The organism is Pseudomonas sp. PME37.24/006 (assembly GCF_055556635.1).
In genome coordinates this window covers 185,614-198,043 of sequence record NZ_JBVHNL010000002.1, presented here as the reverse complement: position 1 = coordinate 198,043, position 12,430 = coordinate 185,614, and the positions used below count along the sequence as shown (strand labels likewise).

The window sequence follows — 12,430 nt, the reverse complement described above, 5'->3', positions numbered from 1 at the left end:
TCCCTGAGGAAGGTGATTACGGATGCCCCTCCCGGACACCCCGCCGGCTGGTTCGATTGCAGCGCCCGAGCAGGGCTGCACTGCAGCTGCTCAGACCTGTGCCGGCAGGTCTCCTGACTGGTACGTCGTGGCAACGCTGCGGCCTTCCCGGATTCGAACCCAGTGACACGAATGCAACGATGCTCAGTACCTACAGTTGCGGGGGCAGTTCCGTTTGGCCACCAGAGGTGGCGACGGATTCCCTATTAATTCCTCGCGGAAACCGGCGGGCGGCATCTTAAACGATTAGGTCGCTCCCCTGCAGCGCTTCGCTGCAGTTTCTGCGCATTCATCCCAACAAGCCGGAAGCCAGTGCAGCACTTGTACGGCTAATTTCGGTGGCCATTATTGTTACAACATAACAATTTAGCAAGTCCAGTTCAGCGCTCATTTCAGCGTCTGATCTGGAAGATCCGAGTGCCGATGAGGCCTGCGGGAAAAATCCAGATTCGGGCTTGAAATGAGAACCAAAATCAATAAGACTGTATATTGTTACTTTATAACGTATTTATTGGAGCACTTATGAAACCTGGTATCCACCCTGAATATCGCCCCGTTCTATTCCACGACGTCTCGGCTGACGCCTACTGGCTGATCGGCTCCACGGTCAGCACCGACAAAACCCGCGAGCACAGCGACGGCAACACCTACCCCTACGTCACGCTCGATATCTCCAGCGCCTCGCACCCGATCTACACCGGCCAGCAGCGCCAGACCGCAAGCGAAGGCCGCGTGGCCGGGTTCAACAAGCGCTTCGCCGGTTTTGCAGGAGCCCGCTCATGAAAGTGCTCGCGTCGCTGCGCACCGCCAAATTGCGCCACCGCGATTGTCAGATCGTCAAACGTCGCGGCCGCATTTACGTGATCTGCAAGACCGAACCGCGCTTCAAGTGCGTACAAGGCCGGCCCAAACCGCAGCGCAAGAACAAGGGCTAAGTGCCTGTACCACCCTCTCGGCGCAGCGCAATGGCAGCCGTCTCTCCAGGCCCGCGGCGCGACAACCATTCGCCGCGGGGTAGCGGCTTGTATGTTCTAGGTTCCTGCAAAAGCATGAAGATTCCGGCCTGTAGGAGCCCGCTTGCGGGCGATACGATGGTGGCCTTGCTGCTGAATCTGCGTTGGCCTGGTGATTCGCCCGCAAGCGGGCTCCTACAGTATTGGTGGTGTTTGCAAAATGGATGTTCGACCCCAGTTAGGTATGAGCGTCGCCCTCGGCGCGAATGCGATTGCGGTCATCCCGCGGCCGGCGCCGTGACGACCTGGCCATGCGACAAGCCCGGCCAACTCAACCTGCCACCTCCCCCAGCTCACGCAAATAGCTCCAGGGATAGATGCCGCGGTCGTGGCCATCGTCGAATACCAGTTGCAGCCCATAGCCCTGAGGGTGGACTGCCGTGATGCGGACGCCATCCGGTGCCACGTCGATGCGCTGCGCCAGCCGGGCCGCCCGGCATTTCGAGCACGGGCACCCGGCGCGCAGGCGCCCGTGGGCGAGCACCTGTACCTGCCCTTGCCCCCACTCCACGGTCAGTGTCGCTTGCGTGGCACTGTTACGTATTGCGACGGGTGCCTGGTTCATGGCTTTTGCAGGCGCAACTGGCCGATGGCGATACGCACAGCTTTGCGCACTTCCGGGTCGCCATCGTGCTCGACAGCCAGCAATGCTGGCAGTGCCTGAGCGTCGCCCAGCTCGCCAAGCGCCAGTGCGGACTCCTTGCGCAGGTTGCTGATCGCGTGCCCGAGCAGTTCCACCAGCGCCTCACGCGCCGCCGCGAATCGCAGGCGGCCGAGCGAGCGCACGGCACGCAGTCGCACCTGCCAGTAGCTGTCGCTCAGCGCCTCCAGCAGCGCAGGGCCGGCACCCGCCTGGCCAACTTTGCCGAGGGTGGTGGCTGCCTCCTCACGCACCTGCCATTCGCGATCCTTGAGCGCCGTCTGCAGGGCCGGCAGCACGCTGTCGTCGCTGGCCAGACCCAGCGCACCGGTGGCGGCGCGGCGTACTTCGGTATCGGCATCGTCGCTGGCCAGGCGCGCCAGTTGGGGCAGCGCATCGACCTGTTTCAACCAGCCGAGGATACCTACCGCTTCACGGCGCACGAAGGCATCGCTGTCCTGCAGCGCGGCGACGGCAGTGGGTACGCTGTCGATCAGCCGCAACTCGCGCAGGGCTCGCAGGGCACTGGCCCGCACGAACGGGTCGGCATGCCTGGCCCAGGGCAGCACCACGCGACCGGCGTCGGCGGTTTTCAATTCACTGAGGCTCTGAGCTGCGGCGCCGCGCACGCGGGCGTCGGCATCGGTCAGCGCAGCGCACAGGCCATTTACCACCTCGGGCTCCTCCCAGGCTTCCAGCAGGCGAGCCGCCTCGGCGCGGACATCGGCGGATGCGTCCCGGGTCAGGGCATGGGTCAGCCAGGGCAAGGCTTCTGGCTCTTCCAGGTCGGCCAGTTCGATCAGGGCGATGCGGCGCACGCCGGCGTCCTCATCTTCCAGGCGTGGCAGCAGGTCGAGAATGTCGGGGTTATCGGTGCTTACATAGGTCATAGGGCAACTCGCAATGGCGGATGTTCGGTGGGCAGCCCGAGCGGCGTCAGGCGTGGCAGCTCGCGGCCTTCCTCATGGCGTAGCAGCTCCAGGCAGTGGCGCTTGAGCTGTACGAATTCCGGGCTGGTCAACAGGCCCGCGTGCCGCGGACGGCGGAAGTCCAGGCGCAGGTCTTCGATGAACCGTCCCGGCCGCGGACTCATCACCAAGATGCGATCGGCCAGGAACAGGGCTTCGTCGATATCGTGGGTGACGAACACCACGGTGGTGCGCACCCTGCCCCAGATATCCAGCAGCAACTCCTGCATCTTGCTGCGGGTCTGCGCGTCCAGCGCACCGAAGGGTTCGTCCATCAGCAACAGGCGTGGACGATTGATCAACACCCGGGCGATCTCGGCGCGCTGCTGCATGCCGCCGGAGAGCTGATTGGGCCAGCGCGCAGCGAAGTCCTGCAGGCCGACCAAGCTGAGAAACTCGCGTGCCCGCTGCTGCCGTTCAGCCTTGGCGATGCCCTGCATCTTCAGGCCGAAGGCAACGTTGTCGAGCACGCTGCGCCAAGGCAACAGGGTGTGATGCTGGAACACCATACCGCGCTGCGGTGACGGGCCATCCACCACCTGGCCATCGACTCGCAAGCTACCGGCGCTGGGCGTCAGGTGCCCGGCCAGGGCGCCGAGCAAAGTCGACTTGCCGCAGCCGGAGGGGCCAAGAATGCACACGAATTCGCCAGCGGCGATGGAGAAGTCCAGCGCCTGCACGGCTTCGAACGCCTGAGCGCCCTCGCCGAGGCGGATGGTCAGCTTCTCGATATCGATGCGTCCGGCCGACAGGCCGGTTTCATGAATGCTCATCAGCGACGCCCTCCGCTGCGATACCAGGGCGTCAGCAGGCTACCGAGGCGTTTGACCAAAAGGCTGCTGCCCATGCCGAGCAGGCCGATCAGCAGCATGCCGACGATGATGTCCGGGTAGTTCTGGATGGTGTACGACTCCCAGGTGTAATAGCCGATGCCGAACTGCCCGGAGATCATTTCCGCAGTGACCAGGCAGAACCAGGAGGTACCCATGCCGATCGCCAGGCCGGTGACGATGCTCGGCGCAGCACCCGGGAGGATCACCTCACGGAGGATCGCTAGGCGCCCTGCGCCAAGGCTGCGGGCCGACGCGATCAAGCGGGCATCGACGCCCTCCACCCCGTGCACCGTATTGAGCAGCACCGGAAACAGCGCGCCGGTGAAGGTGATGAAGATCATCGACAACTCTGACGACGGAAACATCAGGATCGCCAGGGGAATCCAGGCCACGGCAGGAATCGGCCGCAGCACTTCGAGCGGCGGCAGCAGGCTGTCTTCGGCCCAGCGAGAACGGCCAATGGCAATGCCCAGGGCGACGCCCAGCACGGCGGCGATCAGGTAGCCGGTGAATACCCGACCAAGGCTGGCGCCGACGTGATCCCAGAGTCTGCTGGATTCGATCAGCGCGATGGCCGCATCGACCACCGACTCGGGCGTGGGCACGTAGATGAAGGTGAGCAGCCCCAGATCCAGGCGCGAGCTGGTCGCCACCTGCCAGAACAGCAGACAGAAGGCTAGCGACGCCAGGCGCAACGGCCAACGGTGTAGAGAAGTCATCATCAGGCTCCAGTAAGGTGCTGCGCCACACCAGGCGTGGCGCAGCGGGCCGGTCAGCGTGCGGCTACCAGGCGCTGGTTGGCGCTGCCGAAGTCCAGCGCTTCACCACCGTGAGCCTTGGCATAGGCTTCGGCCTGGCCCTTGAGCAGGAAGGCGCTGAGCTCACCCTTGCCGTTACGCACGAACCAGGCCTGGTTGGCCAGCAGCTTGATGCCGCTATCGCTGGCTTGGGCGTAGATGGCACGGATGTCCTTGCCCTCCTCCTCAAGCTGCGCCAGCGCCTTGAAGGCCGCTTCTGGCGAGGCGTAGTGGCGTACCTTGCTTTCACCACGCACCCAGATCTGCGCCACGCGCTTGAAGTCGGTGATCGGCTGGCCGGTAACTGCGTCCTTGGCCTCTAGCGGCAATTGCGCGTAGTTAGCCAGCGCTTGTGCGTAATCACGGCCTTCGGCCTTGAAGGCAGCCTTGATGTATTGATCGTCGACGAATTGCTCGACGTTCAGACCTTTGTCGGTCTTCTTCAGCAACTTGAGGGTTTCGATGGAGGTGGTGACTGCCTGGCGGTACTCGGGCTTCCAGGTCAGGTCACGGGTCTGCAACCCGAGTGGGCCGTGGAACAGGTAATTCACCTCGGCCTCGATACCGGTGACTTTCTCGATCAGCTCGCTGTACTTCTCCGGCTCGGCTGCAAACAGGCGGTCAGCTTCCAGGCCGGCGCGCAGGTAAGCGGTGACCACTTCCGGGTACTTCTTGGCGTAGTCGGCGTCCACCAGCGCACCATGGAAAGTCGGCGCGTCCGCCTGGGAGCCGTCGTAGATCTTGCGGGCGAAGCCACGGTTGGGGAACAGTTCGGCAAACGGCACGAAGTCGGCGTGGGCCTCGATGCGGTTGCTGCGCAGCGCCGAGCCAGCGATTTCCGGGGCCTGGGCGATGATGCGCACGTCCTTCTGCGGATCCCAGCCCTGGGCGGCAACGGCGCGCAGCAGCATGCCATGGGCGGTGGACGCGAACGGTACGGAAATGGTCTTGCCCTTGAGTTCGGCCAGCGATTGCACGCTGGAGGATGCCGGCACCACGATGCCGTTGCCGCTGCCCTTGGTGCTGCCCGACAACACGGTGATGAACAGGCTCTGCTTGCCGGCATCGCGATGGGCCACACCGTTGAACGAACCGGGGAAGTCAGCCATGGCGCCAAAGTCGAGCTTGCCGGCGACCATTTCGTTGGTCAGCGGCGCGCCGCTGGTGAAGTTCTTCCACTCCACTTCGTACTTGGCGTCCTTGTACTTGCCGTCGCGCGGCAAGTACTTGTCGAGCAGGCCAAGTTCGCGGATCAACAAACCGCCGGTAGCGCAGTTGATGGTGGTGTCCTGGGTGCCGATGGCGATGCGAATCGGCTCCTGGTTGGATTGCGCTTGGGCAGTAATGCTGCCGATGGCCAGCGCGAGGCCGACCAGAGTGGTACGCAAGTGCATGGGTGTCTCCCCTCGAATCAATAGGTATTGGAATCGTCTCCGCCCTCTGCACGAGTGGTGGGAAACGAGGGGTGTGTTATCAGGCGTCCGGTGGTTGGCCGGATGGCGTGCTGCTTTTTCTTTTTCTGACTACGCGTCTGTAGCGCGCAGCGGTACAGGGTTGAGTAGCAACTCAACGCAGCAGATAGGGAATCTCGACGCGCACCGCGTCGGTCGGGCAATCCTTCTCGCACGGCATGCAGTACCAGCACTCGTCAAAGGCCATGTAGGCCTTTTGCGTCGCCGGGTTGATCGCCAGCAAGTCCATCGGGCAGACGTCGACGCACACGGTGCAGCCCTTGTGGGCGATGCACTTGTCTTCGTCGATGGTCACGGGCGCATTGCTGCGGAACAGGATTTCCTGGGGCTGGAAGGCCATATCACGGTGTCCTCGGAGCCTGTGGCTCTCGTGTTTTTCTAGGTTGTAGGGTGGGCCGCGCGGCGATCCGCTTCAGCCCACCGGGAAAGCACGGCGTGATGCCATCTGGTGGGCTGAAGCCCACCCTACTCAGGCCGCTTCGGTCTTCACCCGCAGGCGGTTGTAGGCCTGCTGCTCTTCATCATCCAGAGCGATCAGATAGGGCTCGACAGGTTTCTTGAAGCTGACCATCTGGCCTTGTTCGTCCTTTTTCAGGTGGCAGTGCACGAACCATTCGGCGTCATTGCGCTGCGGGTGATCGACCCGGTGGTGATACAGGCCCCAGCGGCTTTCCTTGCGAAACAGCGAGGCGCGGGCGGCCATCTCGGCGCAGTCGCGGATAACGCTGACTTCCATGGCGCGCATCAGTTCGTGGGCGTTGTTGGCTTTCAACTCGCTCAAATCCGCCTCGATGGCAGCGAAACGCTGCAGGCCGATCTCCATCTTCTTGGTGACCTTGGGTGGCTGCAGGTAATCGTTGACGAAGCGGCGCAGCTTGTACTCCACCTGCGCCGGCGGCAGGCCGTGCTCGCGGTTCAGCGGCGCATAGACCCGCTCCCGCTCGGCGTCGATCTGTGCCTGATCCAGTGCGCTGTAGTCGCGCTCGGCGACGAAGTCGGCAGCGTTGTTGCCCGCGAACCAGCCGTACGTGAAGGCGCCGAGCATGTAGTTGTGCGGCACCGCTGCCATGTCTCCGGCCGAGTACAGGCCCTTGACCGAGGTTTCCGCCCGCTCGTTGACCCACACGCCGGACGCGCTGTGGCCACTGCAGAAGCCGATCTCGGAGATGTGCATCTCGACCATGCTGGAGCGGTAGTCGGTGCCACGCCCGGCATGGAACTGGCCGCGGCTGGGGCGCTCGTTGCTATGCAGGATTTCCTCGATGTTCTGGATGGTTTCCTCGGCTAGGTGATCGAGTTTGAGGAACACCGGGCCGTTGCCGCCTTCGAGCTCCTGATGGAACTCCCACATCATCTGGCCGCTCCAGTAATCGCACTCGATGAAGCGCTCGCCCTTGTTGTTGGCGGTATAACCACCCAGCGGGCCGGTCACGTAAGCGCAGGCTGGGCCGTTGTAATCCTTGATCAGCGGGTTGATCTGGAAGCACTCCAGATTGGCCAGCTCGGCACCGGCGTGATAGGCCATTGCGTAACCGTCGCCCGCATTGGTCGGGTTTTCGTAGGTACCCATTAGGTACCCGGAAGACGGCAGCCCGAGACGTCCGGCCGCGCCGCAGCAGAGAATCACTGCCTTGGCCTTGATCACGTGAAAATCGGCGGTGCGGCAATCGAAGCCCACCAGGCCGTTGACCGCACCGTCGGCATCGGTCAGCAGGCGTGTGGCCACCAGGCGATTGGTGATCTCTACCCGGGCGCGCTTGAGCTGGCGATACAGCACCTTCTTGATGTCGTGCCCTTCGGGCATCGGCAGCACGTAGGCGCCCATGTGATGCACCTTCTTCACCGCGTAGTCGCCGGTTTCATCCTTCTCGAACTTCACGCCCCAGCGGTCGAGCTGCTCGATGGTTTCGAAACTGTGGGTGGCATAGGCGTACACGGCGGCCTGATTGACGATGCCGTCGTTGGCCACGGTAATTTCCTTGGTGTACTGCTCGGGCGTGGCGTGGCCGGGCACGATGGCATTGTTGAGACCATCCATGCCCATGCTGATCGCTCCGCTGCGCTTGACGTTGGCCTTGTCGACCAGCAGCACGCGCAACGCCTTGTTGCGCTCCTTGGCCTTGATCGCGGCCATGGGGCCAGCGGTACCACCGCCGATGATGACGATGTCGTATTCCTGTTCCAGGGTGTTGATGCTCATGGCTGCGCGCCCTTCTGTCGGTCGATGCGCAGGCGATACTGGAAAGCATCGCCACGGTAATAGAGGTGTTCGAAATCCAGCGGTGTGCCATCGGCGGTGTGGGTCAGGCGCTCGATGCGCATGATCGGCGAGCCCTCCTCCACGGCCAGTGCCTGGGTTAGGTCGCTGTCGGCAAGCACCGCGTCAATGGCCAGGTCGGCATGGCCCAGCGCGATGCCACAGTCGTTTTCGAGGATCAGAAAGATGTCCCGCGTGACCAGATCGGCTTTCTCCAGCTTCTCGCCCACGGCATGGGGCAGCCAGGTGATTTCCAGGGAGATCGGCTCGCGGTTGATCAGCCGCACCCGGCGGATTTCCGTGACGGTGCTGCCCTCTGCCACCTGCAGGCGCTCGGCAACCAATGCCGACGCCGGAACGTGGCGCAGGCTGCGCAACTTGTTGAGCACCTCGTAGCCCATCTGCTTCATCGACTCGCCCAGGCCCTGCAGGGTGCTGACGTTCTGGAACGCCTTGGGCTTGGCCACGAAGGTGCCCTTGCCATGGATCTTGAAGATCAGCCCTTCCTTCTGCAGGTCCCCCAGCGCCTGGCGCACGGTGATGCGGCTGACGCCGTAGGTCTGGCCCAGTTCGTTCTCCGACGGCATGCGGCTGTGCGGCGCATAGGTGCCATCGAGAATGCGCGAGCGCAGCAGCTCCTTGAGCTGGCTGTACAGGGGAACGGGCGAAAGCGGTATGAGCTGAGGCATGTGAATCCTTCTTGATCAACTTGTCATAACAAGTAGTGACGAGAAAATAACGAATAACCGCGCCGATCTGAAATACGATTAAGAAATAAGCTTATGGCGGAGAATCTCAACGATCCGGATCGCTGCCGAATACTCACGAAAAGGAAAAGGCCGTGCCCAAAGCGGTCAAAGATGATTATTCTATCGAGGCATTTTTCCTGCCCTTAATATGTGAGTACCTGAGATGAAAATCGATGACATGGATGCATTTGTTGCCGTCATCCGCTGTCAATCGACCAAGCAGGCTGCCGATGCGCTGCAACTGACGCAGCCAGCGATCACCCGCCGCGTGCAGAATTTCGAAGAAGACCTGGGCGCCAATCTGCTCGACCGTAATACCAAGCCACTCAAGCCAACGCCCATGGGCCTGCGCGTGTACGACCAGTGCAAGGCGATCCTGCGTGAGATCGACTCGCTGCGCGAACTGGTCGCCAGCGATGGCTCGCCCAGCGGGGCACTGCGCCTGGGCGTACCGCAGACCATCAGCGACGTGGTGCTGCTCGACGCCCTGCAGCAGATTCGCGAAACCTTCCCGGAACTCAAGACCCAGGTCATCAACGGCTGGGGCAGCAGCCTGATTGCGCGCATGGAAAACGGTGAGCTAGATGCCGCCGCGGTGCTCTTCCCCGCTGGCAAGATCTTCCCCGAAGGCATTGCCAGCCGCTCCATCGGCCGTATGCCGCTGCTGGTGGTGGCCGCCAAGGGGGCGATGCGCAAGCGCAGCTGCAAGCTCAAGGACTGCTACCAGCAGGGCTGGGTGCTCAACCCCGATGGCTGTGGTTTCCGCGCCGGCCTGCAACGCGCGCTGTCCGAACAGGGCCTGTCGTTGCAGATCAATCTGGAAACCTTCGGTACCGAACTGCAACTGGGCCTGGTCGCCAGCGGCATGGGTTTCGGCCTGGTACCCGCGCCCCTGCTCGAGCGCAGCGGGCACCGCGAGCAACTGGACGTGATCAACGTCGGCGACTTCAAGCCGATGATCGATCTCTGGCTGCTGCACCCGCAGTACCTGGGCAACCTGCAGGACGCCGTGAACCTGTTCAGCGATGTGGCTGCAGAGCGCTTGCGGTCGCAATAGCGCCGAGTTGGTAGCGACGCCATTCCCGGGCCCTTATCGCCCCAAGTGTCGCTTCGCTAGACCCGGGCTACGGTCGTTGAGCCGAGCCCGTATTCCCCCATTCCCATAGCCTGGGTTGAGCGCATCGATACCCAGGAGCAGTCTACGCAGCCAATGATCGGACGAGGCGCTCCCTCATCCCTTCAAAGCGGCATGAGCCTGGAAGCAGGCTGCCCTCAACGCTTAGACAGCCATTCTCACTCGCCACAAAATTCTATTAACGCATAACAGTAAAACTGTTAATTCAGAAAAGCTGATAATTAGCTTAGAACCAAAAAGAATTTTACAGCGCAAAGCTATAAGAATACGGTCTCATCCAAGCCACCTCATCACCCTGGGGCGCTCAGAAATCAAACAGGCATTGCCTGCCATCTGCGCCAGTGATGAGAGACCCATGACGCAATACGCCGACACCCTCGCCTTCCCCACCCATCGCGTATCCACAGAGCGCGACGAAGCCCGCTTCGCCCGCCTGCTCGATGAAATCACCGCGACCCTGGCCGCCAGCGCCGCGCGTTACGATCGCAGTGGCGAATTCCCGGCCGAGAACTTCGCTCTGCTGCAGCACCATGGCCTGTTGGGGTTGACGGTGCCGAAGACGCTGGGTGGCGGTGGCGCCGATCTGCCTACCGCGAGGCGGGTGATCAGCGCGGTGGCCAAGGGCGAACCCTCGACGGCACTGATTCTGGTGATGCAGTACCTGCAGCACTTTCGCCTGCAGCAGAACCTCAACTGGCCCGAGCATCTGCGTCGCCAGGTGGGTATCGATGCGGTAGAGAACGGCGCGCTGATCAACGCCTTTCGCGTCGAACCCGAACTCGGCACGCCGGCGCGCGGCGGTCTGCCAGCGACCATCGCCCGGCGTACCAGCGAAGGCTGGCGCCTGAGCGGCCGCAAGATCTATTCGACTGGCAGCCACGGCCTGACCTGGTACCTAGTGTGGGCACGCAGTGACGATGCCGACCCGCTGGTTGGCGGTTACCTGGTACATCGCGACACCCCCGGCATTCGTATCGTCGAGGACTGGGATCACCTGGGCATGCGCGCCACCTGCAGCCATGAAGTGCAGTTCGACGACGTGCTGATCCCCCTCGAGCACGCTGTCAGCGTCAGCCCGTGGAGCGCACCCAGGCCGGAACTGGATGGCGAAGGCATGCTGTGGATGTCGGTACTACTGCCAGCCATCTACGATGGAGTCGCCCAGGCGGCGCGGGACTGGCTGGTGGGCTTTCTCGAACAACGTACGCCCTCCAACCTCGGTGCGCCGCTATCGAGCCTGCAGCGTTTTCAGGAGATCGTCGGGCGCATCGATACCCTGCTGTTCGCCAACCGCACCCTGCTCGATTCGGCTGCCGCCGGCCAGGTCGAGGCAGCGCACGCCGGGCAGATCAAGCAACTGGTGAGCAGCAACGCCATACGTGCCGTGGAGCTCGCCATCGAGGCATCCGGCAACCCGGGGCTGTCACGCAAGAACCCGCTGGAGCGGCATTTCCGTGACGTGCTGTGCAGCCGCATCCACACCCCGCAGGACGACGTAGCGCTCAGCGCCGTCGGCCGTAGCGCCTTCGCTCAGGCTCGGGAGGCAGCACGATGAGCCAGACCATCGTCAGCCAGCTGGATGCCGAGGCCAACGCCTATCTGCGCGAGCGCCTGCCGCACCAGCGCATCGTCGAAATCCCCTTTGGCCCGGAAGGCCTGGCGCAGATTCCCGCTGACGCCAGCACGCTGATCGTACGCCCCATCAACGTGCGCGGCGTCGAACTCAAGGACGCGCCAGCCGGCTGGCCGTGGTCGTTGCAGTGGGTGCAACTGGCCTCCTCCGGCATCGATTTCTACCCGCACTGGCTGTTCGACGTAGAGCAGGTTGCCAGCGCCAAGGGTGCCAACGCCAACCACGTTGCCGAATTCGCCCTGGCGGCGATCTTCAGCGCAGCCAAGCAGCTTCCGGACATCTGGGTAAAGAACGACGACTGGCACTTCACCTACCTGCAGCCGGTCAAGGGCGCGACCCTGGGTATTCTGGGCCTCGGCTCGATTGGCCAGAGCCTGGCGCACAAGGCGCTGGCCCTGGGCATGCGCGTCATCGCTCTGGGTCGCCCAGGGCACGCCATTGCCGAGATCCCCGGCATCGAGGCCGCCCGCGACATTCACCAGCTGTTCGCCGAAGCCGACCACCTGGTGGTGGTTGCGCCGCTGACTGCTGATACCCGCCACCTGCTCGACCGCGACGTGCTGGGCAGCGCCAAACCCGGCCTGCACCTGATCAACCTGGCTCGTGGTGGCCTGCTCGATCACAACGCCCTGCTCGAGGCGCTGGACAACGGCAGCATCGGCCGCGCCACCCTGGATGTCACCGACCCCGAGCCGCTACCGAACGATCACCCGCTGTACCTGCATCCACGGGTACGTATTTCACCCCATACCAGTGCCCTGTCCACCGATGGCAAACGCAAGTTCGTCGACGATTTCGTCGCCAACTTCCAGCGTTTCCAGGCGCAAGCGCAACTGGAAAACCTCGTCGATATCGGACGCGGTTACTGAACAGACTGCCCACCAGGGCCTGGAG

13 protein-coding genes and 1 riboswitch are annotated in these 12,430 nt (G+C 63.0%); of the genes, 5 read left to right on the top strand and 8 right to left on the bottom strand.

Annotated elements, in window-relative coordinates; all coding sequences use genetic code 11:
* Nucleotides 1–86 precede the first annotated feature (86 nt).
* Nucleotides 87–282, bottom strand: a riboswitch (cobalamin riboswitch).
* 279 nt (nucleotides 283–561) lie between these two features.
* Both ACZ3GY_RS06380 and ykgO read left to right on the top strand, forming a co-directional pair.
* Nucleotides 562–822, top strand: a complete 261-nt coding sequence (locus ACZ3GY_RS06380; protein WP_225832079.1) for a type B 50S ribosomal protein L31 — start codon at nucleotides 562–564, stop codon at nucleotides 820–822.
* Nucleotides 819–974 carry a type B 50S ribosomal protein L36 gene (gene ykgO / locus ACZ3GY_RS06375; protein WP_225832077.1) on the top strand — a complete coding sequence of 52 codons (156 nt, stop codon included), beginning with the start codon at nucleotides 819–821 and terminating at the stop codon, nucleotides 972–974. Before ACZ3GY_RS06380 ends, ykgO begins: the two co-directional genes overlap by 4 nt.
* 349 nt (nucleotides 975–1,323) lie before the next feature.
* Here ykgO and ACZ3GY_RS06370 read toward each other — a convergent pair whose 3' ends face one another.
* The 8 genes from ACZ3GY_RS06370 to ACZ3GY_RS06335 form a co-directional block, all read right to left on the bottom strand.
* Nucleotides 1,324–1,617, bottom strand: coding sequence for a DUF971 domain-containing protein (locus ACZ3GY_RS06370; protein ID WP_465909372.1), 294 nt, complete (start codon nucleotides 1,615–1,617; stop codon nucleotides 1,324–1,326).
* Complete coding sequence (locus ACZ3GY_RS06365) at nucleotides 1,614–2,582, bottom strand: HEAT repeat domain-containing protein (RefSeq protein ID WP_465909370.1); 969 nt, start codon at nucleotides 2,580–2,582, stop codon at nucleotides 1,614–1,616. The genes ACZ3GY_RS06370 and ACZ3GY_RS06365 overlap by 4 nt, the downstream gene beginning before the upstream one ends.
* On the bottom strand, nucleotides 2,579–3,433 hold the full coding sequence (locus ACZ3GY_RS06360) for an ABC transporter ATP-binding protein (RefSeq protein ID WP_465909369.1): 855 nt from the start codon (nucleotides 3,431–3,433) through the stop codon (nucleotides 2,579–2,581). Before ACZ3GY_RS06360 ends, ACZ3GY_RS06365 begins: the two co-directional genes overlap by 4 nt.
* Nucleotides 3,433–4,215, bottom strand: coding sequence for an ABC transporter permease (locus ACZ3GY_RS06355; RefSeq protein WP_465909368.1), 783 nt, complete (start codon nucleotides 4,213–4,215; stop codon nucleotides 3,433–3,435). Before ACZ3GY_RS06355 ends, ACZ3GY_RS06360 begins: the two co-directional genes overlap by 1 nt.
* A 50-nt stretch (nucleotides 4,216–4,265) precedes the next feature.
* Nucleotides 4,266–5,684, bottom strand: coding sequence for an ABC transporter substrate-binding protein (locus ACZ3GY_RS06350; protein WP_465909366.1), 1,419 nt, complete (start codon nucleotides 5,682–5,684; stop codon nucleotides 4,266–4,268).
* A gap of 172 nt (nucleotides 5,685–5,856) precedes the next feature.
* Nucleotides 5,857–6,102: a 4Fe-4S dicluster domain-containing protein gene (locus ACZ3GY_RS06345; protein ID WP_042552539.1), complete on the bottom strand. Its 246-nt coding sequence runs from the start codon at nucleotides 6,100–6,102 to the stop codon at nucleotides 5,857–5,859.
* 129 nt (nucleotides 6,103–6,231) lie between these two features.
* Complete coding sequence (locus ACZ3GY_RS06340) at nucleotides 6,232–7,956, bottom strand: fumarate reductase/succinate dehydrogenase flavoprotein subunit (protein ID WP_465910009.1); 1,725 nt, start codon at nucleotides 7,954–7,956, stop codon at nucleotides 6,232–6,234.
* Nucleotides 7,957–7,958: 2 nt separating this feature from the next.
* Nucleotides 7,959–8,708 carry a GntR family transcriptional regulator gene (locus ACZ3GY_RS06335; protein WP_465909365.1) on the bottom strand — a complete coding sequence of 250 codons (750 nt, stop codon included), beginning with the start codon at nucleotides 8,706–8,708 and terminating at the stop codon, nucleotides 7,959–7,961.
* Between the two features lie 223 nt (nucleotides 8,709–8,931).
* Here ACZ3GY_RS06335 and ACZ3GY_RS06330 point away from each other — a divergent pair, with 223 nt between their 5' ends.
* The 3 genes from ACZ3GY_RS06330 (at nucleotide 8,932) to ACZ3GY_RS06320 (ending at nucleotide 12,405) form a co-directional block, all read left to right on the top strand.
* Entirely contained in the window at nucleotides 8,932–9,825 is an 894-nt protein-coding gene (locus ACZ3GY_RS06330) for a LysR family transcriptional regulator (protein ID WP_463564991.1), read from the top strand.
* Between the two features lie 433 nt (nucleotides 9,826–10,258).
* The gene (locus tag ACZ3GY_RS06325) at nucleotides 10,259–11,458 is read left to right on the top strand and encodes an acyl-CoA dehydrogenase family protein (RefSeq protein ID WP_465909363.1); all 1,200 of its coding nucleotides are present in this window, start codon (nucleotides 10,259–10,261) and stop codon (nucleotides 11,456–11,458) included.
* Nucleotides 11,455–12,405, top strand: a complete 951-nt coding sequence (locus ACZ3GY_RS06320; RefSeq protein WP_465909362.1) for a D-isomer specific 2-hydroxyacid dehydrogenase family protein — start codon at nucleotides 11,455–11,457, stop codon at nucleotides 12,403–12,405. Before ACZ3GY_RS06325 ends, ACZ3GY_RS06320 begins: the two co-directional genes overlap by 4 nt.
* Nucleotides 12,406–12,430: the final 25 nt, after the last annotated feature.

Excerpts from the sequence above, each read along its gene's own strand:
- ACZ3GY_RS06330 (WP_463564991.1), top strand. The coding sequence starts at position 8,932 with ATGAAAATCGATGACATGGATGCATTTGTTGCCGTCATCCGCTGTCAA.
- ACZ3GY_RS06320 (WP_465909362.1), top strand. The coding sequence starts at position 11,455 with ATGAGCCAGACCATCGTCAGCCAGCTGGATGCCGAGGCCAACGCCTAT.
- ACZ3GY_RS06365 (WP_465909370.1), bottom strand. The coding sequence starts at position 2,582 with ATGACCTATGTAAGCACCGATAACCCCGACATTCTCGACCTGCTGCCA.
- ACZ3GY_RS06325 (WP_465909363.1), top strand. The coding sequence starts at position 10,259 with ATGACGCAATACGCCGACACCCTCGCCTTCCCCACCCATCGCGTATCC.
- ACZ3GY_RS06355 (WP_465909368.1), bottom strand. The coding sequence starts at position 4,215 with ATGATGACTTCTCTACACCGTTGGCCGTTGCGCCTGGCGTCGCTAGCC.
- ykgO (WP_225832077.1), top strand. The coding sequence starts at position 819 with ATGAAAGTGCTCGCGTCGCTGCGCACCGCCAAATTGCGCCACCGCGAT.
- ACZ3GY_RS06360 (WP_465909369.1), bottom strand. The coding sequence starts at position 3,433 with ATGAGCATTCATGAAACCGGCCTGTCGGCCGGACGCATCGATATCGAG.
- ACZ3GY_RS06350 (WP_465909366.1), bottom strand. The coding sequence starts at position 5,684 with ATGCACTTGCGTACCACTCTGGTCGGCCTCGCGCTGGCCATCGGCAGC.
- ACZ3GY_RS06380 (WP_225832079.1), top strand. The coding sequence starts at position 562 with ATGAAACCTGGTATCCACCCTGAATATCGCCCCGTTCTATTCCACGAC.
- ACZ3GY_RS06335 (WP_465909365.1), bottom strand. The coding sequence starts at position 8,708 with ATGCCTCAGCTCATACCGCTTTCGCCCGTTCCCCTGTACAGCCAGCTC.
- ACZ3GY_RS06370 (WP_465909372.1), bottom strand. The coding sequence starts at position 1,617 with ATGAACCAGGCACCCGTCGCAATACGTAACAGTGCCACGCAAGCGACA.
- ACZ3GY_RS06345 (WP_042552539.1), bottom strand. The coding sequence starts at position 6,102 with ATGGCCTTCCAGCCCCAGGAAATCCTGTTCCGCAGCAATGCGCCCGTG.